This window comes from Pedobacter frigiditerrae, from assembly GCF_032678705.1.
Taxonomy (GTDB): domain Bacteria; phylum Bacteroidota; class Bacteroidia; order Sphingobacteriales; family Sphingobacteriaceae; genus Pedobacter; species Pedobacter frigiditerrae_A.
Genome location: NZ_JAVTSS010000002.1, coordinates 760,800 through 783,974, shown reverse-complemented (window position 1 = coordinate 783,974; position 23,175 = coordinate 760,800). Strand labels below are relative to the sequence as shown.

Genomic DNA, 23,175 nt, shown 5'->3' with positions numbered 1-23,175 from the left:
ATCCAAAGAGCCAATCTATAAACGGTTGGCTCTTTTTAATACTTTATATTTCTGTAAATTTATTTATGGAAAATGATTGTTTATCTAATCTAACTTAAAGTTTTAGTTAAATTTTGTAAAAGATGCAAGATGCTGAAAACTAAAAATTAAGTTTGTAAAAGGAAACCATCATCTCTTGAAAAAACGCTACTCCTTTTTTCTGCTATTGCTATTGTCTTTATGCACAACAACACTGTTGGCGCAAAGCAATAAACGAGTTAGTGGCTTTGTTAACGACACCAGTAAAACTGCAGTAAGCGATGCGCCTGTATTGCTAATAATGGGTAGTGATACATTAAGAACTACTACAGATGAAGAAGGCTATTTCAGCTTTACGAAGATAAAATCAGATTCTTTCTCGATAAAGGTTGAATTGATGGGTTATCAATCCTTTAACAAGAACTATTCCTTCGGTAAAGAAAAACAACTGGAGCTCAAAGACATCGCCCTCAAATTCTCTTCAAATACCCTCAAAGAGGTTGTTATTAAAGCAAAGCCAAATCCCATCAGGATTATGCAAGACACCGTTGAGTATAATGCGGCGGCTTATCGGGTTATGGAAGGTGATAACGTGGCTGATTTAATAAAGCAGTTCCCTGGATTAGAAGTGGATGACGAATACAACGTGAAAACGATGGGAAAAGAAATGGTTAAGCTGCGGATTAATGGAAAAGATTTCTTTACCAATAACATTAAAGACTTTATAGGTAAACTTCCAGCAGGAATTGTTTCTAAAATTCAAATCATAGATGACTTTGGCGATGAAGCAAACTTTACAGGAATTAAGATTGGCGAACCTGCTAAAATGTTAAACATAGTAACCAAGCCAGGTATGAACAAAGGGAAATTTGGTTCGCTTAACATTAACGGTGGTACAAATGACCAAATGGGCAGTGGTGCAAATATTAATTTATGGAGCGATAATAAACAAAGCACAGCGGGCCTAAATTATGGGACATCAAATAATGGTGCTGGTAAAACTCAAAACAAAGGTTTGGTATTATCCCACAATGATAAATGGGGAAAGAATGGGAATTTTGGAGTTAATTATAATGGTGGAAACAATAGTTCTGCCTTTGCTAATGAGCAATCAGTAGAGACCTTAAATCCGTTGGGTACGTTTTACAACAACTCATCCAGTAATGGAGAAAACAAAAACAACAACCATAACTTAAACAGCAATTTTAACTTTAATAACAAAAAAATATACCTAAATGGAAATATTGGGGCTTCCTATAATAATGGCAATAATATCAGTTCTTCTATCAATAACCAGTCAGGGGTAATTAAGCAAGACAACAAAAATTTTAATCAGTCTACCAATAAATCGCCAAGAATTAATGCTAGCTTAAACTTCTCTAAAATATTAAAGAACAAAAGAAATAGCTTATCTGCCAATGTGGGAATTTCCACTTCTTCAAATAATTCGGATAGAATTATAAATACAAATACACTTTATTATGATAAGTTAACACAGGTTTTAGAAAAGGATTCTGTATTGAACAGGAATTTAATTACAACAGGAAATAGCTTAAACTTTAATTATGGAATTAGCTTTAGTTTGGGCTTGAAAAAGCTAAAGGATAGCTTGGCCAGACAAAGCCTAAATTTCAACTATAATGGTTCTTTTGGACGAAGCAATAGCGATGTTTCTACGTTTGTTTTTGACAACCTTAACAATCAGGCTAGATACGTTGATACGCTAAGCACCCAATCCAGTTCGGTGTTCATCAATCAACTTTTGGGAATTAATTACAATTTCAACAATAAAAAGATGAGGTACAATTTTGGTCTCAACTTAAGGCCAACTTTTATGAGCAGTAACTACATCAACCTAAATCGAAAAATAAACAATAATAACCTCAACTATTCGCCAAACATTAATTTAAGTAGAACGATAAGTAAAGGGAAAACAGTCTCTGTTAATTATAGTGGCAATAATAATAGCCCAACAGCCTATCAATTACAGCCGATTAGAAACACTCAAAATTTACAGAATATTGTGGTTGGCAATCCGAACTTAAAGCCATCGTTTAGCCATAATGTTTCATCAAGTTTTAATTACGTGCATACGAAGTCTGGAGTTTCGGTACAAACCGGATTAAGCTTTGCGACTACTCAAAATGAAATCGTAAATAATGTGGTTTTAATTCCTGATACTTTAAATAGCTTAAAGCAAGAAACAAGGTTCGAAAATGTTAACGGTACCTACAATGCTGGAAGTAATTATGTATTAAATGTTCCCATTAAAAAGAATAAATTTTCTATCTCCTATGGCGGTAATATCGGACTTTCGAACAGAGCGGTATTCATTAACAATATTAAAAGTTTTAATAAGGGGGTAAATATTTCGCAGAATATCAACGCCTCGTTTAACCTGAAAAAATTTGGAATTAATGCCAATGCAAGCTATGGTTTTAGCTCTAACAACAATTCTATAAACGCTAATCAATTTAATGATGTAGCTCTAGCCAACCTAGGACAAATAACTGGGGCTAATTTTTTTAAGACCCACAATTTTAGAACGGGCTTTAATAGCTCTTTGAGATTGAAGAAACTTTCAGTTTATGCAAATATGAATTACAACATGAGTGTAAACAACTCCGATTTCAACAACGCCACCAATAGAAATGTTAGAAGCTTAGACATGTCATTGTCTGCTCAAGCAACAATTAAAAAAAGTTATCGTGTAGGCTTTAATGGTAGCAAAAGGATAAATTCGGGTTACTCTTTGGCAAATACAAACCCATTGTTGTTAAATGCAAATTTAAGCAAGTCGTTTTTTAAATCTCAATCATTAAGTTTGAACATTAATGCCAATGATTTGTTAAATCAGGGAAATAACTTAGCTCGTTATGTTTCTGGCAATTCGATAATCGATAGTAGAACGAATCAAATTACTAGAGTTTTTACATTTGGATTGAGTTATAACATCTCTAACTTTGGAGGAAGAAACTTTAGGGTTGATGCAGACTAAAATGAGTAAAAAAATAATTGGTAATGTCCTTTTTGTAATCCTAATATTGGTGGTGCTTTTTGTGCCTCCAGTAAAGGCATTTATGATACGAGGACTAATGGAAATAGGGTTGTTTAAACCCGATGTAAATGCCGAAAAATTACCCGCCACACCAGATTTATCTCAAATTAAATTTAAAGATGCAAAAGGGAAAGTTGTTAATTTGAATGAATTAAAAGGTAAAGTTGTTTTTATTAATTTTTGGGCAACTTGGTGTCCTCCTTGTTTGGCAGAAATGCCTTCGATAAATAAATTACATCAACAATTTAAAAACGATGCCGATATTGTCTTTTTAATGATTGATGCTGATGGCGATTTCTCCAAGGCACAGACTTATATGGATAAAAGAAGTTACCAAATGCCTGTGTATACTTTTGCAAGCGAATTACCAAGAGAGTTATTTAAAGGCTCCTTACCAACAACAATTGTGTTTGATAAGAAGGGAAGAATTTCATTTAATGAAGTAGGAGCCGCAAATTATTCAAACCCGAAATTTATAGCATTTATTAAACAATTAAAAGAGTTAAAGAATTAACAAGGTTGATGGTCTATGGTTAATAGTCCATGGTCCATTGTCTATAAACTATCAACAAAAGAATATGATACAACCATTTGATATAGAAATAGGAGATATAAATTACGCCGTTTTTCCAGAGGGAAATGATACTTACGTTATCTTTAAAGATGGAAAAGAATATGTACAAATTCAGAAAGATACAGCCGAGCAATGGCTAAAGTTTGATAAGGAAACAGCTTTACCATTATTTGATTATGATGAAGAAATTAATCAAATAGGAAAGCAAATTGAAGCTTATATAGCAAATCCTGAAGAAGAGGAAGAAGACGAGGATTTAGATTAAGTTAGCAGGGCTGGATGCGTAAATTATTAAAAAAACTATTTGGGGCGTTCGTTATCAGAATGGCGAATAAATACGCATCCAATCCCAAAAAAGAGCGTGTTCATGAAGCGCTCACAAATCTTTTTAACCATATTATTACTCATCCTGGTAAGAAAGGATTGTTGCTAGATTTTCATGATAAGCAGCCTTATATTATCTTTTCTGACCAGCATAAGGGAGCAAAAAACTATGCAGACGATTTTAATTTCGGCAGGAAGAATTACGTCGCTGCTTTAGCTCATTATAACCTGCAAAACTTTACATTGGTTAGTTTAGGCGATAGCGAAGAGTTATGGGAAAATTCTTTAGAAGCGGTTAAAAAACATAATAAAGACACTTTCATTCTCGAAACAGAATTTCTGAAAAGAGACGCCTTCATCAAAATATTCGGAAACCATGATTTGTATTGGGATAACGATCCATTGGCGTCTTTTCAGCTAGAGAAAATCTACGGTTCGAAAGTTAAAATCTATGAGGGATTAATACTTCAAACGTTAATTGGCAATAATCAATTGCAAATCTTCTTAACCCATGGCCATCAAGGCGATTTGCAGAGCGATGGAAATTGGTTTAGCAAATGGTTTGTTTCTAATGTTTGGGCTCCGTTACAAGCTTATCTCCAGGTAAATCCGAATACGCCAGCATTTAATAATCAGCTCAAATCTAAACATAACCAGTTCATGTATGAGTGGGCTGCTGCACAACAATCAGTTTTGATAACTGGTCATACACATCAACCAGTTTTTAACTCCTTAACACATTTAGAAAGGCTATATATCAATTTAGATTATGCAAGGAAGAATAAGGATGAATCTTCAATTGAAAAGATTGGAAAACAAATGCGAAAAGAAAGAATTTACGGTGCAGAAATGCCAAATTTCACTGCATTAAAATCTAATTATTTTAACAGCGGCTGTTGTTGTTTTAGTGATGGAGATATTACGGGAATCGAAATTACTGAAGGCAAAATCCGACTAATTAAATGGGAATACAACAATGCCAAGGAGTCTATAAGAATTGTTTTGGAAGAAGCTGATTTATCAACTTTAATTACCGAAGTTTAAGAAATATGGACGAATCATTCTACATCAAGGTAAACGGCATCATTTACGAAGTCATCCCAGAAGAGGGAAGTACATTTACCATCTTTAAGTTTGATACAGAGTATATGCAAATACTTCGCAACAAAAACAATAAATGGATGCGCATCGACTACAAAACTGATGAACCAATTTTAGAGGAGAATAAAGAAGTAGAGGATGTGGGCAGGTTGATTGATAGGTATATGAAGAGAGATTAGTTTGAGTTATTGTTCTGCTTTATCTCTTGTTAACAGATAATAGATTACGAATAACCAGCCAAAGAAACCTGCAATTATGGTGGTAAGCACTGATTTTGTTCTTGTCCAACAGATAGCAATAGCAAGTGCGCTACCCATTCCAATTCCATTCCCAATTACAGTGTTTGATACCTCAGTGTCATGAGCAAAAAGAGGGTTAATAATTGCAATTAGCAATCCAGAAGTTAATAAAATTGATTTAAGGAGAGCTTTCATTTTTATGATTTGCTAGCAAAATAAGAATTTTAATCTATTTAGTGAATGAATTTTGATTTTGGAGCTATTAACGGAGTGTAGCTCAGACTAAAGATAAAAGGGATTTGTAAAATGAAACATCAAGGCTTGTGCACGCCTGTGGCGTGTTCATAAAAAACGAATTTTCAATTTTGCATTTACAAATATTCAATATCAATCATTCCCTTGCCTCCGCTATAATCTATTGCACTACTGTATTTCCAATGCCAAGGTTCGCTAATAAAACCAGAAACTACTGGGTTATTATGCAAATAATCTGCTTTCTGTTCAATCACCTCCGCACTCCATAATTCTATTGGCTGATTATTGTGTTGCCAAAACTGCATGCCTTTTACATTACTACTTTTCGAACCTGCTCTTTCAAACATCCAGAGCATCCATTCTTTCCTGCTTTCTTGACCATTTTCTCTTATTGCCTTAACCAACTGTTTAGAGGTGTATTCTTTAATTCTTCCTAATATTTTATCGGGGTTATTGTCTTTTGCTCTAAATATTAAATGTACATGGCTTGGCATGATACACCAGCAGTACAATTCAAGACCAAGATTTGGTTTGCTGTAATTTAAGCTATCTACTAAAATATCGCAATATAAAGGTCTAACAAATACATCTATCCAATTTACCGTTGCAAAACTTACAAAGTACAGTCCCTCTTTATTATGAAACTTATATTTACGGCTCATTAGTTCAATTTTTTTTATTTAATATTTCCTTCACACGCCACAGGCGTGCGATAGCTCAGGCCTTTCAGAACATATCGAATAGCAAAAAACAGCGCATACTTGACTGAGCCCATTTACCATTTTACCTCTTCCATTTTCCATTACTACCCCGCCCAACTTTCCCTATCCAAACTTCTGTAATGTATAGCCTCAGCTAAATGTTCTGGTTCAATGTTTTCGCTGTCTGCTAAATCTGCAATGGTTCGGGCAACTTTTAAAATACGGTCGTAAGCACGAGCAGATAAACCTAACTTTTCCATCGCTCGTTTAATTAACACTTGTCCAGTTTCATCAATCACACAAATATTTCTCACCATATTCGGACTCATTTGTGCGTTAAAATGCAAGGCATCATTAGCTTCAAAACGTCTATCCTGAACTGCCCTTGCTTTCATTACACGTTCTCTAATTAAACTACTTTTTTCTGCTTCGCGAGATGAAGCCAGCTCTGTAAAATTTACCGGCGTAACCTCCACATGTAAATCAATTCTATCTAATAATGGTCCAGAGATTTTGCTTAAATATTTTTGAACTATTCCTGGTCCACACAAACATTCTTTTTCAGGGTGATTAAAAAACCCACACGGACATGGATTCATAGAAGCAATCAACATGAAGCTAGATGGATATTCAACCGAGAATCGAGCCCTAGAAATCGTTACTTTCCTGTCTTCCAAAGGTTGGCGCATTACTTCCAAAACAGTTCTTTTAAACTCAGGTAATTCATCCAAAAATAAAACACCGTTATGTGCTAAAGATATTTCTCCAGGTTGTGGATTCATTCCCCCACCAACTAAAGCAACATCAGAAATCGTATGATGTGGCGAGCGAAAAGGTCGCTCTGTCATTAACGCATTGGCAACCGGAAGTTTTCCTGCAACCGAATAAATCTTTGTGCTTTCTAAAGCCTCATTTAAATTTAAAGGTGGTAAAATTGTGGGTAAGCGCTTGGCAAGCATTGTTTTACCAGCCCCTGGCGGACCAATCAATATCACATTGTGACCACCTGCTGCGGCTATTTCTAATGCTCTTTTAATATTTTCTTGTCCTTTTACATCAGAAAAATCTTGCTCATAGCTATTAATCTGATTAAAGAATTCTTCACGGGTATCTACCACAACTGGTTCTGGCTTTTCTTTCCCATTAAAAAAGTCAATAACCTCTTTTAGCGTTTCCATTCCATAAACCAGAACATTATTTACAATGCCCGCTTCCCTAGAGTTTACCTTAGGTAATATGAAACCTTTGAAATTATCGTTTCGAGCTTGTATGGAAGTGGGTAACGCACCTTTTATGCTCTGCAGTCCGCCATCCATAGAAAGCTCTCCCATGATAAAGTATTTATCTAAATCTTCAATTTCTATTTGACCTGATGCAGCTAATATGGCTATGGCAATTGGTAAGTCGTAAGCCGAGCCCTCTTTTCTTATATCCGCCGGTGCGAGGTTAACTACAATCCTTTGTCTGGGCATGTGGTAACCCGAAGTTCGAATAGCACTTTCTACTCGAAACATACTTTCTTTTACAGCATTATCTGGCAAGCCAACCACAAAATATTTGGTGCCACTCACGATACTTACTTCAATGGTAATGGTTAAAGCGTCTACGCCATAAACGGCGCTTCCATAGGTTTTTACAAGCATAATTTTAAATGTATGCAAAGCAAAACAGATTTATAGATTCCTTTTTAAAATTGAAACTACAGGGAAAATTCTTTAATTATTACGATGAGATTTTTCTTTTTTAGAAATAAATATAGATAAACCACAAAGACGCGAAGAGCGCAAAGGGAATATTCATTATTTGGTTTTATTTCTCAACTTAATATTTTATCTACGAAATTCGCGGTTATCTACGGGCTAACAATTAGAATTTTGGTATTGATAAACTCAGGTGGTAAACCCCATAAAAAAATCCCGAAACTTTCGCAACGGGATTATATATTCGCTTTGGACTTTAGTCTTTAAGCTTTGGTCTTCACTCCTACATTCTACCTTGCGGCATTTTAGGCATATTTTTCATCATTTTTGCAGCAGCTGCTGGATTTGAAAACTGCTTCATTACCTTACGCATATCTTCAAATTGCTTAATTAACTTAGTTACTTCTTCAACTTTGTTACCAGAACCCTTTGCAATACGAATACGTCTGCTTTGTTGAATACTATCTGGGTTTTCTTTTTCAAAAGGAGTCATTGATTGGATAATCGCTTCAACATTTTTAAAAGCATCATCTTCAATGTCAACGTTTTTCATCATTTTACCAACACCAGGTATCATTCCCATCAAATCTTTCATGTTACCCATTTTCTTGATTTGTTGAATCTGGTTATAGAAATCGTTGAAATCGAATTTATTCTTGCGGATTTTCTTTTGTAACTCGGCAGCTTCCTTCTCATCAAACTGTTGTTGTGCTCTCTCTACTAAGGAAACAACATCACCCATACCTAAAATACGAGAAGCCATCCTGTCTGGATAGAACACATCAAGTGCTTCCATCTTTTCGCCAGTACCAATAAATTTAATTGGTTTGTTTACAACAGATTTAATAGATAAAGCAGCACCACCACGAGTATCGCCATCTAACTTTGTTAAAACAACACCAGTGAAATCTAAACGGTCGTTAAACACTTTTGCTGTATTTACCGCATCCTGACCAGTCATTGCATCTACTACAAATAAAATCTCGTGAGGTTTAGTTTGTGCCTTAACTTCAGAAATTTCGTTCATCAAACTTTCGTCGATAGATAAACGACCAGCAGTATCTATAATGATTACGTTATTATTATTCTTCTTACCTTCTGCAATACCTTCTAAAGCAATAGCAACAGGGTCTTTAGAAGTGGTGTTTGCATAAACTGGAACACCAATTTGTTCACCTAAAATCTGTAATTGGTCAACAGCCGCAGGGCGATAAACATCACCCGCAACCATTATAGGTTTTTTACCTTTACTTTTTAAGTGTAAAGCTAGCTTACCGGTAAAAGTAGTTTTACCCGCACCATTTAAACCAGCAATTAATATAACAGTAGGATTGCTCTTTAAATCAAGCTCAGTAACTTCTCCGCCCATCAAAGCCGCCAACTCATCGTTCATGATTTTGGTTAGCAATTGCCCTGGAGAAACAGCCGTAAGTACGTTTTGTCCTAATGCTTTTTCTTTTACATCATCGGTAAAGGTTTTAGCTGTTTTATAATTTACGTCGGCATCCAATAAAGCTTTTCTAATCTCTTTCATGGTTTCAGCTACGTTAATTTCGCTGATACTTCCCTGTCCTTTTAAAACTTTAAATGCCCTGTCTAGCTTATCCTGTAAATTTTCAAACATAATTTGTCTAATTCTTAAAGCGCAAAGATATTAATTTTTAAGGTAAAAGCCCATAAGAACTTGGCAACTGTCAACTCCAAACTGCAAACTTATTTTGGGCGTTTTAACACGCTTTCCGCTATATCTTTTTGGCCAATTCTTCGAGAATAGAATATATTGAAAGCCAAAAAGGATGCCGCTGCAATCGTTAACGCAAATCCTACTTCATCTAAAACTACCATATAATTGCTCTAAAGGCCATTTTTAAATTGAGTAACTAAAAAGTTACTTATCTACTAATCAATTAGTATTGTTATTAATTAATTAGTATTACTTTTGATTTATAATTTAATGGAGATGATAAAACTAGCAAAAAGAGAAGAACAAATTATGCAAGCATTTTGGGATGTAGAAAAAGCATTTATCAGGGATATTATTCCGATGCTTCCAGAACCAAAACCACATTACAACAGTGTTGCAACAATGGTAAAAATTCTAGAAGAAAAAGGGTTTTTAGGACATGATGTAGTTGGTAACATGTTTTGCTACTTCGCCTTAATTAGTAGAGAAGAGTATCAAAAACACGCTTTAAAGGATGTGGTAAGCCAGTACTTTGATAATTCTTATCCGCGTATGCTTGCCTTTTTTGCTAAGGAGCAAAATCTTTCTGAAGATGAATTAACAGAAATCGTAAACCTTATTAAAACTAAAAAGCCATGATTTTCTATGCCTTAAACGTTGCGCTTATTTTAGCAGGCTGTTTCCTGTTTTATAAAATACTGCTACAGAAAGAAACTTTCTTTCCATTAAACAGATTTGTTTTATTAGGCTGTTTATTTCTCTCTTTTAGCTTGCCTTTAATTCCTGTACCACAGCAATGGTCATTTAGAAAAGCGAATACAGAAATATCGATTTTTGAACCTAAAACAACAACCCAAGGTTCAGAACAAACAGTAAATCCAGAAACAACTCAAACTGTTCAAGTAAGTCCTTCCAAAGAAAGCAACCTAAAAGAATCATTTTTTAAAGATGTTTCAGTACTAGACGTAGTATTTTGGGTTTATTGGCTTGGTGTTGCAGTTTTTGGTATCAATTTTCTGTTTCAGCTCTGTGTTTTATTGTACAAAAGTTATTCGAAACCATTTATTCAAGATGGTAGGTTTAGAATTGTTGAACTCTCTGGTGAGCAGGCGCCATGCTCATTTGCCAACAACATCTTTATCAATCCTGAAAAATACGATTGGGATACTTATCAGCAAATTATCCTCCACGAAAAAATCCATATTCAACAAGGGCATAGCTACGATATTATTTTAGCCGAATTGGCATTAATATTCCAGTGGTTTAATCCCTTCGCTTGGTTTTATCGCAAAGCGATGGAAGATAACCTTGAATTTTTAACAGACAGCGAATTGCTCTCGCATTCTGATATCGAACCAACAAGTTATCAAATGAGTTTGGTAAAGGTTTCGGCTCCAAACTTTCCCGCAAGTTTAACAACAAATTACAATCAATCAATTCTTAAAAAAAGATTACTAATGATGAACTCAAAAAAATCAAATATTAACTCTACGTGGAAATATCTATGTATTGTTCCCTTATTATTGGTGTGCGTTTCTCTATTTAACGAGCCAGTGGCATTTGGAAAATCAATAACAAAAACAGTAAAAACCAACAATAAATTTATTCAAATTTCAAATAAAGGAACTTGGTTTGCAACGATAAAAAATGATAAAGTTAACATCCGTTTCGAAGATGAGGAAAGTAATAACAACTACAGCAATAGCGAATTCTTATTGTCAGAATTTAAAAATTTACCAACCACAGAAAAAGGAACTTTCTCATTAACTAGAGATGCAGGAACGATTCAGTTTACAGGAAAATTTGATGGTAATGCAGGAATGGGCAACTACGAATTTAAAGTAGATGATAGCTTCTTTAATTTCCTTGAAAAAGAAGGTGTAACCGCGAATAAAGAAAAAGATGGGATGGTTTTTTATATGGTAAAATTGGATAAAGATTTTGTGAAAATGCTAAGAAATCAAGGTTATACCAAATTCTCTAAAAATGATTTAATTCCGCTTTGCGCAATGAAAGTTACTGGAGAATATATTGCATCATTAAAAAACGCAGGTTTGGATAATTTAAGCTTGCAAGATATTATTCCCTTAAAAGCATTAAATGTAGATGCAGCATTTATAAAAGACATCAAAAGTGCTGGTTATAAAAACGTTACAGCTAGTAAGTTAATTACCTTAAAGGCTCAGGGCATAGATGGAGAATTTCTAAGAAATGCTAAAAATGCCAGTGATGCCAGTGATAAAGAAACGGCATCAACCAAGACTAAATCTCCAAAAATAAATACCAGAACAGACCATAAAACTAGTGGAGAAGATGATGACGACGAGGAATTAGGGATGGCAATTGCAAAAAAAGCATTGAACATAACTGCTGAATTTGTAAAAACATTTACAGCTGCAGGTTTCAATTTTTCTGATGAAGAACTATTGGCAATGAAATCTTTAGGCGTTACTCCAGAATACTGTAAAAGCTTTGAAAGCCTTGGTCTTGGTAAATTAGGTTCAGAAGCTTTTATCTCTATGAAAGCACTTGGCTTAACTGCTGCTGATTATAACGAGTATAAAAAACTTGGGTTTAAAAATCTCACCATTGAAAATGTGGTAGGGGCAAAAGCAACTGGAACCACGCCAGCATATATCGCTGAAATGAAAAAGAAAGGATATAATTATACTTCTATTAATAAGTATGTCGAAAAGAAAGTCGTTTTAGGACTATAATCAAAATAGATTGCTTTGATAATTTCAGAGCAATCTATCTCTATATTTCCCAACAAAATTTATTTAAGTTCCCAGCTTCTAAAAGATTTTTAGTTGCACAAGCATCGCTATGCTCAAAAATTGCTCACGTAGTAAAATATATTTTTGTTACGATGCAACATTTCCATTATTAGCCGTGTCTAATCTTTAATCAAAACAAACAAATGAAATTAATTTTTACCAGTTTTATATTGGCGCTATGTGTTACAAGCACTTTTGCTCAAAACGCACAGCCAAAAAAGAAAGTACAAGTACAACGAACATCATCAAGCCCTAAAATAGATGGGATTTTAGATGATGCAGTTTGGAATAGTGCACCAATTGCAACAGATTTTATAGAGTTAAGGCCAGTTCCAGGCCGTGTTGAAACTAAAGAAGGTAGAACGGAAGTAAAATTTTTATATGATGATTATGCCATCTATGTTTCGGCCAGAATGTATGATAAACCAGATAGCGTGGTACATGAATTGGTTTCGAGAGACCAAATTGGTAATGCCGATTTTATAGGGGTTGTTTTTGACACCTTCTTAGATGGAGTAAACGGTTATGGATTTTTCGTTACTGCAGCTGGCGTTCAATTTGATGCAAAATACTCGCTTATTGCAGGAGAAGACGAAACTTGGAATGCTGTTTGGGAAAGTGAAGTAACAATTGATGATAAAGGTTGGACGGCAGAAATTAAAATCCCTTATTCTGCTTTGCGATTCTCTAGTAAAGATATTCAAAACTGGGGAATGAATATTACTCGTAAACGTACAGGAACCAATCGTCAAACATTTTGGAATTTCGTTGACCCAAAGGTTGATGGTTTTGTTAACCAGAGCGGGGTTTTAGAAGGTTTTAAAAGTATCAAAGCGCCATTGCGTTTATCCTTTTCGCCTTATGTTTCTACTTTAATTAGCCATTATCCCTACAATACACCTGGCGTAAAAAATACCCAAGCCACGATTAATGGAGGTATGGATGTAAAGTATGGTATTAACCAGAGTTTTACTTTAGATATGACTTTAATCCCTGATTTTGGGCAGGTACAAAGTGATTATAGAGTTTTGAACTTAACGCCTTTTGAGGTAAAATTTAACGAAAATCGTCAGTTTTTTACAGAAGGAACAGAGCTATTTAATAAAGGAGATTTATTCTATTCTAAAAGGATTGGTTCAATACCATCTTACTTCGATAAAAGTGGATTAAAGTCTACAGATAAAGTAATTAAAGACCCACAAGAAGGGAAAGTGCTAAATGCAACAAAAATTTCTGGTCGTACGGCTAAAGGTTTGGGTATTGGGGTTTTTAATGCCATCACTAATAAAATGTACACAGAAGTTGAAGATGCGGCTGGGAACAGGAGCAAGTTTGAAAGTCAGCCATTAACGAATTATAATATTTTTGTTTTAGACCAAACCTTAAAGAATAACAGTTCGGTTAGTGTAATTAATACCAACGTTTTGAGGCAAGGAAGTGCTTATGATGCGAATGTTAGTGCAGCTCTATTTAATTTCAACGATAAAAATAACGCTTACTTTATTGATGGAGCAGGTAAAATGAGTTATGTTACTGCAGACCCAATTAAAGAAAACCGTAATGGTTACAGTTATCAATTTCAATTAGGAAAGAAAAGTGGAACCTTTACCTTTAACTATGAACAAGAGTTTGCAGACACCAAATTTGACCCATCAGATATGGGTTTTTATACAAACAATAACTTTTTTGACCAGTCTATAAATTTTGCTTACAATAAATATAAACCTGGTAAATGGTATAATTCTATTCAGGCTTGGACTGAAATAGAATATTCAAGAAGATTTAAGCCTGGCGATTTCCAAAGCTTTGGAATTTTCCCTGGAATGTATATCCAATTTAAAAACCAATGGTCGACAGAGATAAATGCGAATTGGTTAGCCGAATCCAATGATTTTTACGAATCTAGAAATGGTCAGGTTTACAAAGCACCAGAAAGTTACAGATTGGCTATTTATGTTAATCCAAACAGAGCAAAAGCGTATAATTTTGGCGGAAATATAGTGAGAATTAAAAAGGCAATGTTTGATGGCGTTAGCTACAATTATTACTTTTTCCAAAACTATAGAGTTAGCGATAAACTAGCATTTGGTTTGGACCTTAATTATAATCCGAGTTACAACTTTGTAAACTGGGTTGGCTTTAATGGAGCTCAATCTGTTTTCTCTAGATATGATAGAAACACAGTTGAAAATACAATGGATGCTAAATACAGTTTTAGCAATAAAATGGGCGTTCGTTTAGGAGTTAGACATTACTGGTCTGATAGAAGAAACAAAGAGTTTTTTGCTTTAAACAATGCTGGTGGATTGAATGCTTACACAGGTCCAGCTTTACAAAATGTAGATAGAAATTATAATGTTTTCAACATTGATTTAGCGTATTCTTGGGTTTTCTCTCCAGGTAGCGAGCTAAGTATCACTTACAAAGATGCAGCAGAAACCAACGATAAATTCTTAACCAAACGTTACGGCAGAAACTTCTATAATATTCTTTCTAGCCCACAAAATAATAGTTTATCTATCAAGATATTATATTACATCGATTATTTGAACTTGGTAAAGAAGAAAGGGTAATTAGTTCATTAGTGTCATTGGTTCATTGGGTTTAACTTACTAATGAACCAATGACACCATTGAACCGATGAACCAATTATCTAGGAAATGCAAAAACCAATCCTAGCGCCAAAGTTTGTGAACCTTGTATTTTTAAATCGGTATCTCTATCGTATAAACCAACACCCGTTATAGAAACGTTCATGAACCGGTTAATTTTCGCAATTACGTTAATGTCTAGCCTATGGTCGATATGCCCAAAATTATCATAAGGGATAAACATATTGTATTTGGTTTTTAGTGTTACGTTTTGAAAAATTTCCTTTTCATAATTCATCACCACCTGAAATGCCAACTCATTTCTAATTGTTTTGCCTTTTTCTACCCCGAAATTTTTCGGATTGGTTCTATAAAGTGCGGTATCTAACACGAAAGTTTGTCGAGCTGTTCCTGTACCAATTCGAGTAGAGAAAAACTTATTTGGCTTGTATTCAAAACCGATTGATTCGGTTAAATATCCAGGTGACATGAACTTCGAAAGCAAGTTTTCTTTTTCATTTCCTTGCGCATCCCTGCTGTATGAAAAACCTTTGTCGAACTGAGATTCAAAATTCATCGAACCAAAGAAATACCAGTTTTTAGATAATTGCACAGCAGCTTTATTATCCCAATAAATCCTGTCTGTTGTTTTCTTTTGCAGCTGACTTTTGTTTTTCACCTTCCCATATTGCAAAATTACCTCACTCGCATAGCTATAACTTTCTTTACTATATTCCGCTTTGTAATTGATTAATCCGCCTATGGCTAAAGAGTTTACCCCACCACCTTTCCAGTTATCGCTAAATGCAGCTTGATTTATATTTATGCCTACAGAAGTTCTGGTTTTCCAGTAATTTACTTTGGCATTAACCAATGCAGGAGTTAGATTAACAGGTTTAAATTGTATAGTTCCAATTCGAGACGGAAGGGGGCTACGTTTTAATTTGATATCTAAACCTTTGGTAGAAATAGGAACTGTGTCTACTTCTTGAGCAGCTAAACGAAAAGAAAAAGCAGATAAGGTTAAAAAGGTAAACAGTAATTTCTTCATTCTATTGCAAAGAAAAACAAAAATTAAACGGAATAAAAGTTTTTTATACTTGTCGTCTTTGCTTTATCCTAAACGATCTCCCGAGCTCTTAACGAAGAATTTAGCCCAATGGTATAATTTCCTTTTAGTTAAATAATTTAAATCTCCCTCAAAGCTATAAGCTTCTCTTTCGAAACTGATGTTAAAATAAGCTTTGTAATGGTTTTTATAAATAACAAGGTTGATGAAATAGTTTAGTAAATAAAGCACATAAAATGGAAGAATTAATAATTCCAGCTGTTGCTGTAAATGAATTTTCTCATGATTAATTAACACTACATCTTTTTGTTGTGATGCCTTTTTAAGTAAGATGAAGGGGAATATTGCCATTGCGTTAGCTGGCAATTTTGGTAAAATTAATAACCAATACCTCATTGATTTTGATAGCTCAGATTAGGAATGTTTACCTTAGGTAAACTTGGCAACCTTAATAAAGATGGGTTTCTTTTATAAGAAGCATAGCTGTTTTTGATGAACAAAACAAATGCATATTCCGATGCAGATAAAGTAAATTGGTAAGTTGGACGATACTGTGACATAAAATCCTTTAATTCTGCATCGTTGGCAGAGGTTAGCGCTTTTACGTAATCTGGTTTAAAACGATAATCTATGATTTCTTCTCGATAATCTCGTTCTAAAATAGCTTGCAAATGCCTAGCGTTTTTTCCTTGGCGGCTTAATAAATTGTAAATGGCATCGATACCTAAACCAACTCTGTCGAGTCCCATGGTAAATAAATCTTTGGTACTACCTTTATCTAATTGATATTTGTAATCTTTTTTAAGGATTGAATATTGTTCTTGTGGAGTAGGTGTTTTGCCGTAAATTTTAACTTCTTTGAGTTTGATGCTCAACGATTTTAATTGAAATACTATAGCACTTTGACCTTTAAAAATTACGGTATCCATCCCATAGCCACTCAAAGCAGCAAATAAGGTGTCACCAATCTTCGCCGTTGCTGTAAACTCTCCTTTATTGTTGTTGTAAATCCCTTCGTCTGATGATGGATTGTAGATGTAAACCTTCGCCAATCGTAATTTGCTATCCTTGTCTACCACAAAACCTTGCACCGCTTTATTTTGGGCAAAGAGTTGAGTACAACAGCATAGCATAAAAAGAAATAGGCTTAAGGATTTCATCAGCTTACAAAATTACAATATAAGCAAATAAGGTTTAGCTATCTTAACATTATTTAACTACCAATAGTTTTTGACCAATTTTGATATTGTTGTCAGTCATTTTATTTAAAGCCTTCAATTCATCAACCGTTAGTTTAAAAAGTTGAGATATTTTAAATAAGGTATCGCCTTGTTTTACCACATAATAACCATCGGCAGGTGCTGTAGTAATTGCAGAAGTAGGTGGGTCTTTTGGGGCAACATTTACAGGTGTAAATTTTTTCTTGTCGACAGGAATATTTGCATTTATCTCTGTAAAAACACGGTCTTCTCTCGCAACTTTCTCACTTTCAGATTCTGGCGAATCATATTGATTTAATTTATACTTTTCAATAATGCCAATCAACATGTCAGCATATTTCGGATTAGTGGCATAACCGGCAGTTTTTAAACCAATTGCCCAGTTTTTGTAGTCGTTTTTATCGAGTTCGAAAAGGAAACTATAACGTTTACGTTTTAAAAACTCTGAATGGTCTTTGTAAGATTCTCTCGCATCTTTATAAACCCTAAAACAATCGTTAGATTGGTCGTCATCTTTGTAATAGGCCTTTCCCTTCCAATCAGACGTACATTTAATGCCAAAATGATTATTCGCATATTTAGCCAAAGTACTGTTCCCACTACCAGATTCAGAAATTCCTTGTGCTAAAGTTATACTTGCCGGAATCCCGTATTTATTCATTTCTTCTATTGCTACAGCTTTAAAAGCTTCTATATAACTAAGTGTTGTGTAGGTAGTGAAATTCGGATTTTCTTTATTTGCAGTCTTTTCAATTTGCTTATTGTTGCGGCTATATTGCCTCGACTTACAAGAACTAAAAAAGACAATGGCAATGGCCAAAAATAGGAGGGTTTTCTTCATTATAATTTAAGTTTCTGACCAGGTTGTAGGGCAGCTGATTTCAATCCGTTTTTCTTCATCAGCGCTGCGGATGTAGTTCCAGTTCGTTCGGCTAATTTATTTAAGTTATCGCCTTTTTTAACAGTATAAATATTTGTTTTTTTGGTTGATGGTTTTACCCTGCCTCTATTGGTCGTTTTTTTAACCGCAACTTCAGCAACAGGTAGCACGGTTTCCATATAATCATCCGGTCTTTCATCATACAGATAAAGCTGATATTTGTTTATTAATGCAATAACCTGCGATGACCAAGTTCTGCTACTTGCATAGCCTCCACGTTGTATTCCTCTTGCCCAATTCTTGAAATCGTATTGGTCGTATTTACTAAAAAGAACGTCAAAATAACTTCTGCTATGCAAAAACGCCACAAAGTGATTATAAGAAGAATCTACTGTCGGATAATCTCGATAAGACGACCTTATTTCTGTATTGCTATTCTCTCCTTTTACCCCAAAATGATTATTTAAATATTTGGCAATCTTGCTTTTTCCTGCTGCAGATTCATGTATGGCAACTGCTAGAATTATGCTTGCAGGTAATTGATGAATCCTCATTAACTCTTGTGCATGGTTAACATGCTCGGCAATGTAATCTTCGGTAGATTGTGCTTTAACTTTCGAGAGAATTAAAATGAATAAACAGAAAGTAAATACTCTTTTCATTGTTTGTAAATTACGTCATTGCGAGGCACGAAGCAATCTCATTTGAAGAACCTTTTCGCTTTAAGATTGCTTCGTGCCTCACAATGATGGGTTAAACTACTTCTTCCTTATCACAAATAGACCGTCTCTTACAGGCAGAATTAATTTCTCAACTCTGTTGTCTGCGGCAATCTGGTCATTAAAATTACTAATGTTTTTGGTGTCTTTATCTTGTGCATTGCTCAACACTTTTCCACTCCACAGCACATTATCCACAATGATAATTCCGCCGGGCTTAACTTGGTCAAAAACCAAATCGTAGTAAGTACCGTTATTCTTTTTATCGGCATCAATAAACACCATGTCAAAAACTTCTTCATTAAGGGTTTTTAAAGTTTGTTGGGCATCGCCGATAATGTATTTAATTTTAGAATTTAGAGGAGATTTAGCAAAATTAGCACGAACCATTTCTTCTAGTTCTGCATTAATATCTAGCGTATAAATAATCCCATCGGCTGTTAAACCTTCAGCAAAGCATAAGGTTGCATAACCAGTAAAAGTGCCAATCTCTAAAATCCGTTTAGGGTTATTCATTTTGCTCAACATGCTCAAAACCCTACCTTGGTAATGCCCGCTTAACATTCTGGGCATTAAAACTTTTAGGTTGGTTTCCCTGTCAATATGCTGAAGCAATTCGTCTTCAGGTTCACAATAATTTAAGAGTAAATTTTGTAGTTCTTCGCTAATCATTTTGCTTATAAACGTGGTTTTTCCATAAAATATTGCAGAATTATAGTGGCGGCAATGGTATCAACTCTCTCTTTGTCTCTTCTATCGCTCTTTTTTAATCCGCTTTGCATAATGGTTTGTGTGGCTAATTTAGAAGTATAACGCTCATCAATCCAATGTTGTGGAATAGTAGGAAAGTTCTTTTTTAAAATGGTAGAAAAGCCTTTAACGTGTTGGGCAGATTCTGAAGGGGTGCCATCCATTTGTTTAGGGTCGCCAATAACAAAAGCCTCAACTTGCTCAGTGAGCATATATTTTTTAAGGTAATTGACAATGTCTTTTGGATGTACATTATCCAATCCCGTCGCAATAATTTGCAAAGGGTCGGTTACGGCAATGCCGATACGTTTAGTCCCATAATCAAAAGCAAGTATACGTGCCATAACTGTCAAAGATAAGACTTTTAGCGAAACTGGATTTTTAGCTAATTATCAATAATCCTTATAGGTAATCTTTTCCCTTTTAAATTGATGGTCGGGGATTTTCTTAAGTAAATTGGTTGCGGGATCTACATAAAACTTGCTAGAAATGCTATTAGGTAGCTTTACAGCTTTACCCATAAATTTTCCATAAACATTACCCTCTTCATCAAAACTTACATTGGCTTTTGGCTCAGCATACCAAAAGATACACTCTTTGTATTCATCTAAATATTTAGGCTGTATTCGTTTGATAAATTCAGCATAAACGAAATCGAAATCTTGGTCAATATAATTATTTAGCCACTTTTTAACCAAGCTTGTATCTAAAAAAGAGTGCGATGTTTTAACGCTTTCACGTATTGGTAACTCATCAAGTAAATTCAAATCAGAAACCTTGCCATCGGCGTAATCGCCTTTTACTTTATACTTCGATTTAGAGCCTGATGATTTTCTGAGCAGCCACTTTTCTTCCTTCATAAGAGCAATTTACGGATTTTAGAATTGTTGTCCCAAAGAGAAAAGCTATTAAGTTAAGGCTGTTTGGCTCTGCGCCAAGAGCGTCATTGCGAGGCACGAAGCAATCTCCCCCTTTGCAATGGCACCATAATTAAAAAATGAGATTGGTTCGGGCGATGGAAAATCGACCCTCGCAATGACGAATTTGAACTAGCAACTGACTAGCTTCCCGCTCTATTAATTTCATCTCCAGCGCCACCCGTACTACGTTTTGCAGCTTTTAATGGTTTGCCAAATCTATAGCTAAAACCAACATTTAAAACTTGGCTATCTCTCCATAAAATGAAGTATTCACTTGCTCTAGGAAAATCTGTTACGCCTTCCATGGATTGTGTGTAGAAAATATCTCTAGCCGTTAGCCTAATAGTACCTTTTCCTTTTAAAACTATTTTCGCTAAACCAGCAGATAATTGGCCAGTTGGCGATAACAATTCCTGTAAATCGTTACGGTTTTTAGTGGTATAAAATCCAGAGATTTCTCCGTTTAAAGTTTTGCTCAATTTAAACTGGTTGTTCATGCTGGTGTGCAATTGTTTAACAGAAGATGTATAGTTTACGTTTTGATAACCACTTAGTTTTTTATAATTAAAATTGCTTTGTGCAGTTAACGACCACCATTTAAAAGGAGAAACCTGCGTAGAAACAGAAATACCTAAATTGTGCATTTGTCCAACGTTTCCTTCTGTATAAACCAAAATATCATTTCCTTCAGATAAGAATAATTGCGAAAAATAATTCTTGATGTTGCTGTAAGAAACAGCCGTAGTTAGCACTTGTTTAAATGAATGACTTAACTCAAAGTTCCAAGTATATTGTGGCAAGAAAAACGGATTTCCTCTTTGGTAAGTGTATTTGTTAATGATGAAAACGAAAGGGTTTAGCTTTTGATAAGCTGGTCTGTCAATTCTTCGCCCTGAGGTAAAAGAAAACGAATTAGCAGAATCTACTTGATAAGAAATATATCCTGATGGGAACAAATTGTCATATTTTTTAGAGAATGTACTTCCTGCTTGTGCCGAATTTCCTAACTGGTTACCATCGTATTGTGTATTTTCATAACGCAAACCTAATTGGTAACTAAGTTTATTAATTTTATGTTCAATACTGGTGTAAACAGAGTTGATGTTTTCTTCATACAAAAAGTGATTGCTTTTCTTTAAATCGGCTGTCCAATTGGCACCATCAAATAACTCATAAGCAGCTGTATTGTCTGTATTAATTTTCGATGTTTTTGCGCCAGCCTCAAACTTTGCATCTTTTCCAATTTGTAAAGTATAATCAGCCTTTGCTGCGAATATTTTCAGTTTAGAAGGAATATCGCCTCTAGAACCTTGGTTATAATTTACTGTCCCTGTTCTTATGTTCTGAAAATTTTGATCATTGTCAATTCCATATCTCAAATAATCAACATCAAAGCCAATATCTTGTGTTTTGTTGATGTTATGCCTTCCGTAAACGTTTATGGCACCATTTCTCAGTTTGAAATCACTTCCACTATAAGTAGTAATTGCAGAGTCAACCGCATTTTGAGCATTTAGCCAAGTGGCAACCGCATCTCCTTTTCCTCGTCGTTGTACAATGGTCCCCGTAAGTGTTAAGCCGAAAGTTGTTTTTTGCGATGCATAAAAATCAACCCCAGTTTTTAGTGTATTGTTATTTCCCTTATTGCCTAAGTAAGATGGCTGGTCTAATCTTGCAATTGTTAATCCAGTACTATCAAAATACTTCCTGTCAGCATAAATAGAGGTGAACCCTTTATTGTAATTGTAACTGTAATTTAAAAAGGTATTAAAAACACCTTTCCTGTAATTTAACACCAAAGAGTTATTGCTTTTTAAATATTTTCCTTGTCCAACATTGGTTGATAAATTCCCGTTAAAACCTTCTTGCCTGTTCTTTTTAGTTTTGATGTTAATGATTCCTGCATTTCCACTCGCATCATATTTAGCCGACGGACTTGTAATTAACTCAATCTGATTAACTTGCGATGAGCTCATGCTGTTTAGCAAATTATTCAACTCCGCACCAGAAAGATAAGTGGGTTTATCATCTATCATTACCAAAACACTGGCTTTCCCTTGTAAACTGATACCACCATTTCTGTCAACCATAACACCTGGAGATTTCTCTAAAACCTCTAAAACGGTTGTGCCAGCATTGGTTACGCCTGCATCAACATTTACTATAGTTTTTCCCTGTGTTCTTTGCACAAAAGGTCGTTGTGAAGTAACTGCAACCTCATTTAAGTTTTTGCTGGTCGCTGTTAAGTTAACCGTAATATTAGTTGTTGTTGATGGAACCTGAAACGCTTCACTATTTTTAATCGCATAGCCTAAAGCATTCACTTTTGCAATATATTTTCCATCAACTAATTGAAAATCTGCACTACCTTTATTGCTTGTAATTGCCGCTTTAACCAAAACTTGATTATCGGCTTTGCGTAATTCTACAGTTGCATTTTCAATTGGTTTTTGCTGTTCATCTAAAACTAGAATGCTTATTGCTTTAGTTTGTGCAAATAAATTATTGCTAATTGCCAAGCAGCAAAAGAATAATAAGGTTTTAAAAATAGGTTTCATATCATGCATGCCTGCCTGCCGCAGGCTGGTTTGTTTG

The 23,175-nt window shown here is 34.7% G+C and carries 21 protein-coding genes; 8 read left to right on the top strand and 13 right to left on the bottom strand.

Annotated elements, in window-relative coordinates:
- Positions 1-175: 175 nt before the first annotated feature.
- From R2Q59_RS14010 to R2Q59_RS13990, 5 genes are all read left to right on the top strand, one after another.
- The gene (locus R2Q59_RS14010; RefSeq protein ID WP_316785937.1) at positions 176-3,016 is read left to right on the top strand and encodes a TonB-dependent receptor; all 2,841 of its coding nucleotides are present in this window, start codon (positions 176-178) and stop codon (positions 3,014-3,016) included.
- 1 nt (position 3,017) lies between these two features.
- Positions 3,018-3,590: a TlpA disulfide reductase family protein gene (locus R2Q59_RS14005; protein ID WP_316785936.1), complete on the top strand. Its 573-nt coding sequence runs from the start codon at positions 3,018-3,020 to the stop codon at positions 3,588-3,590.
- Between the two features lie 64 nt (positions 3,591-3,654).
- Positions 3,655-3,915 carry a hypothetical protein gene (locus tag R2Q59_RS14000; RefSeq protein WP_316785935.1) on the top strand — a complete coding sequence of 87 codons (261 nt, stop codon included), beginning with the start codon at positions 3,655-3,657 and terminating at the stop codon, positions 3,913-3,915.
- Positions 3,916-3,929: 14 nt separating this feature from the next.
- Positions 3,930-5,018, top strand: a complete 1,089-nt coding sequence (locus R2Q59_RS13995) for a metallophosphoesterase (RefSeq protein WP_316785934.1) — start codon at positions 3,930-3,932, stop codon at positions 5,016-5,018.
- A 5-nt stretch (positions 5,019-5,023) separates the two neighbouring features.
- Entirely contained in the window at positions 5,024-5,254 is a 231-nt protein-coding gene (locus R2Q59_RS13990; RefSeq protein WP_316785933.1) for a hypothetical protein, read from the top strand.
- Between the two features lie 6 nt (positions 5,255-5,260).
- Here the strand turns inward: R2Q59_RS13990 and R2Q59_RS13985 are convergent, their stop codons facing one another.
- From R2Q59_RS13985 to ffh, 4 genes are all read right to left on the bottom strand, one after another.
- Positions 5,261-5,509 carry a hypothetical protein gene (locus tag R2Q59_RS13985; protein ID WP_316770033.1) on the bottom strand — a complete coding sequence of 83 codons (249 nt, stop codon included), beginning with the start codon at positions 5,507-5,509 and terminating at the stop codon, positions 5,261-5,263.
- A 176-nt stretch (positions 5,510-5,685) separates the two neighbouring features.
- Positions 5,686-6,231: an REP-associated tyrosine transposase gene (locus R2Q59_RS13980; protein ID WP_316785932.1), complete on the bottom strand. Its 546-nt coding sequence runs from the start codon at positions 6,229-6,231 to the stop codon at positions 5,686-5,688.
- A gap of 143 nt (positions 6,232-6,374) precedes the next feature.
- Entirely contained in the window at positions 6,375-7,913 is a 1,539-nt protein-coding gene (locus R2Q59_RS13975) for a YifB family Mg chelatase-like AAA ATPase (protein WP_316770029.1), read from the bottom strand.
- A 340-nt stretch (positions 7,914-8,253) separates the two neighbouring features.
- The gene (gene ffh, locus R2Q59_RS13970; protein WP_316785931.1) at positions 8,254-9,594 is read right to left on the bottom strand and encodes a signal recognition particle protein; all 1,341 of its coding nucleotides are present in this window, start codon (positions 9,592-9,594) and stop codon (positions 8,254-8,256) included.
- A 336-nt stretch (positions 9,595-9,930) separates the two neighbouring features.
- On the opposite strand from ffh, the gene R2Q59_RS13965 reads away from it, so the two are divergent.
- The 3 genes from R2Q59_RS13965 (at position 9,931) to R2Q59_RS13955 (ending at position 15,004) form a co-directional block, all read left to right on the top strand.
- On the top strand, positions 9,931-10,293 hold the full coding sequence (locus R2Q59_RS13965) for a BlaI/MecI/CopY family transcriptional regulator (RefSeq protein ID WP_316770026.1): 363 nt from the start codon (positions 9,931-9,933) through the stop codon (positions 10,291-10,293).
- Positions 10,290-12,371, top strand: coding sequence for a M56 family metallopeptidase (locus R2Q59_RS13960; RefSeq protein ID WP_316785930.1), 2,082 nt, complete (start codon positions 10,290-10,292; stop codon positions 12,369-12,371). The genes R2Q59_RS13965 and R2Q59_RS13960 overlap by 4 nt, the downstream gene beginning before the upstream one ends.
- A gap of 203 nt (positions 12,372-12,574) precedes the next feature.
- The gene (locus R2Q59_RS13955) at positions 12,575-15,004 is read left to right on the top strand and encodes a DUF5916 domain-containing protein (protein WP_316785929.1); all 2,430 of its coding nucleotides are present in this window, start codon (positions 12,575-12,577) and stop codon (positions 15,002-15,004) included.
- Positions 15,005-15,080: 76 nt separating this feature from the next.
- Here the strand turns inward: R2Q59_RS13955 and R2Q59_RS13950 are convergent, their stop codons facing one another.
- From R2Q59_RS13950 to R2Q59_RS13910, 9 genes are all read right to left on the bottom strand, one after another.
- Positions 15,081-16,073, bottom strand: a complete 993-nt coding sequence (locus R2Q59_RS13950) for a DUF3078 domain-containing protein (protein WP_316785928.1) — start codon at positions 16,071-16,073, stop codon at positions 15,081-15,083.
- Between the two features lie 63 nt (positions 16,074-16,136).
- On the bottom strand, positions 16,137-16,487 hold the full coding sequence (locus R2Q59_RS13945; RefSeq protein ID WP_316785927.1) for a hypothetical protein: 351 nt from the start codon (positions 16,485-16,487) through the stop codon (positions 16,137-16,139).
- Positions 16,484-17,251, bottom strand: a complete 768-nt coding sequence (locus tag R2Q59_RS13940) for a hypothetical protein (protein ID WP_316785926.1) — start codon at positions 17,249-17,251, stop codon at positions 16,484-16,486. Before R2Q59_RS13940 ends, R2Q59_RS13945 begins: the two co-directional genes overlap by 4 nt.
- Positions 17,252-17,300: 49 nt before the next feature.
- Positions 17,301-18,152, bottom strand: a complete 852-nt coding sequence (locus R2Q59_RS13935; RefSeq protein WP_316785925.1) for a glucosaminidase domain-containing protein — start codon at positions 18,150-18,152, stop codon at positions 17,301-17,303.
- The gene (locus tag R2Q59_RS13930) at positions 18,152-18,853 is read right to left on the bottom strand and encodes a glucosaminidase domain-containing protein (RefSeq protein ID WP_316785924.1); all 702 of its coding nucleotides are present in this window, start codon (positions 18,851-18,853) and stop codon (positions 18,152-18,154) included. The genes R2Q59_RS13935 and R2Q59_RS13930 overlap by 1 nt, the downstream gene beginning before the upstream one ends.
- A 96-nt stretch (positions 18,854-18,949) precedes the next feature.
- Complete coding sequence (locus tag R2Q59_RS13925) at positions 18,950-19,582, bottom strand: O-methyltransferase (protein ID WP_316785923.1); 633 nt, start codon at positions 19,580-19,582, stop codon at positions 18,950-18,952.
- Between the two features lie 5 nt (positions 19,583-19,587).
- Positions 19,588-20,004, bottom strand: coding sequence for a Holliday junction resolvase RuvX (ruvX, locus tag R2Q59_RS13920; RefSeq protein WP_316785922.1), 417 nt, complete (start codon positions 20,002-20,004; stop codon positions 19,588-19,590).
- A gap of 48 nt (positions 20,005-20,052) precedes the next feature.
- Positions 20,053-20,520: a hypothetical protein gene (locus R2Q59_RS13915; RefSeq protein ID WP_316770010.1), complete on the bottom strand. Its 468-nt coding sequence runs from the start codon at positions 20,518-20,520 to the stop codon at positions 20,053-20,055.
- A gap of 200 nt (positions 20,521-20,720) precedes the next feature.
- Entirely contained in the window at positions 20,721-23,138 is a 2,418-nt protein-coding gene (locus R2Q59_RS13910; protein ID WP_316785921.1) for an outer membrane beta-barrel protein, read from the bottom strand.
- Positions 23,139-23,175: the final 37 nt, after the last annotated feature.

What these genes read in the sequence shown, in the direction of transcription:
- R2Q59_RS13915 (WP_316770010.1), bottom strand. Translation starts at nt 20,520, where the DNA reads ATGAAGGAAGAAAAGTGGCTGCTCAGAAAATCATCAGGCTCTAAATCG.
- R2Q59_RS13985 (WP_316770033.1), bottom strand. Translation starts at nt 5,509, where the DNA reads ATGAAAGCTCTCCTTAAATCAATTTTATTAACTTCTGGATTGCTAATT.
- R2Q59_RS13980 (WP_316785932.1), bottom strand. Translation starts at nt 6,231, where the DNA reads ATGAGCCGTAAATATAAGTTTCATAATAAAGAGGGACTGTACTTTGTA.
- R2Q59_RS13995 (WP_316785934.1), top strand. Translation starts at nt 3,930, where the DNA reads ATGCGTAAATTATTAAAAAAACTATTTGGGGCGTTCGTTATCAGAATG.
- R2Q59_RS13950 (WP_316785928.1), bottom strand. Translation starts at nt 16,073, where the DNA reads ATGAAGAAATTACTGTTTACCTTTTTAACCTTATCTGCTTTTTCTTTT.
- R2Q59_RS14005 (WP_316785936.1), top strand. Translation starts at nt 3,018, where the DNA reads ATGAGTAAAAAAATAATTGGTAATGTCCTTTTTGTAATCCTAATATTG.
- ruvX (WP_316785922.1), bottom strand. Translation starts at nt 20,004, where the DNA reads ATGGCACGTATACTTGCTTTTGATTATGGGACTAAACGTATCGGCATT.
- R2Q59_RS13960 (WP_316785930.1), top strand. Translation starts at nt 10,290, where the DNA reads ATGATTTTCTATGCCTTAAACGTTGCGCTTATTTTAGCAGGCTGTTTC.
- R2Q59_RS13975 (WP_316770029.1), bottom strand. Translation starts at nt 7,913, where the DNA reads ATGCTTGTAAAAACCTATGGAAGCGCCGTTTATGGCGTAGACGCTTTA.
- R2Q59_RS13990 (WP_316785933.1), top strand. Translation starts at nt 5,024, where the DNA reads ATGGACGAATCATTCTACATCAAGGTAAACGGCATCATTTACGAAGTC.
- R2Q59_RS13930 (WP_316785924.1), bottom strand. Translation starts at nt 18,853, where the DNA reads ATGAAAAGAGTATTTACTTTCTGTTTATTCATTTTAATTCTCTCGAAA.
- ffh (WP_316785931.1), bottom strand. Translation starts at nt 9,594, where the DNA reads ATGTTTGAAAATTTACAGGATAAGCTAGACAGGGCATTTAAAGTTTTA.
- R2Q59_RS13925 (WP_316785923.1), bottom strand. Translation starts at nt 19,582, where the DNA reads ATGATTAGCGAAGAACTACAAAATTTACTCTTAAATTATTGTGAACCT.
- R2Q59_RS13955 (WP_316785929.1), top strand. Translation starts at nt 12,575, where the DNA reads ATGAAATTAATTTTTACCAGTTTTATATTGGCGCTATGTGTTACAAGC.
- R2Q59_RS13945 (WP_316785927.1), bottom strand. Translation starts at nt 16,487, where the DNA reads ATGAGGTATTGGTTATTAATTTTACCAAAATTGCCAGCTAACGCAATG.
- R2Q59_RS14000 (WP_316785935.1), top strand. Translation starts at nt 3,655, where the DNA reads ATGATACAACCATTTGATATAGAAATAGGAGATATAAATTACGCCGTT.
- R2Q59_RS13965 (WP_316770026.1), top strand. Translation starts at nt 9,931, where the DNA reads ATGATAAAACTAGCAAAAAGAGAAGAACAAATTATGCAAGCATTTTGG.
- R2Q59_RS13940 (WP_316785926.1), bottom strand. Translation starts at nt 17,251, where the DNA reads ATGAAATCCTTAAGCCTATTTCTTTTTATGCTATGCTGTTGTACTCAA.
- R2Q59_RS13935 (WP_316785925.1), bottom strand. Translation starts at nt 18,152, where the DNA reads ATGAAGAAAACCCTCCTATTTTTGGCCATTGCCATTGTCTTTTTTAGT.
- R2Q59_RS13910 (WP_316785921.1), bottom strand. Translation starts at nt 23,138, where the DNA reads ATGAAACCTATTTTTAAAACCTTATTATTCTTTTGCTGCTTGGCAATT.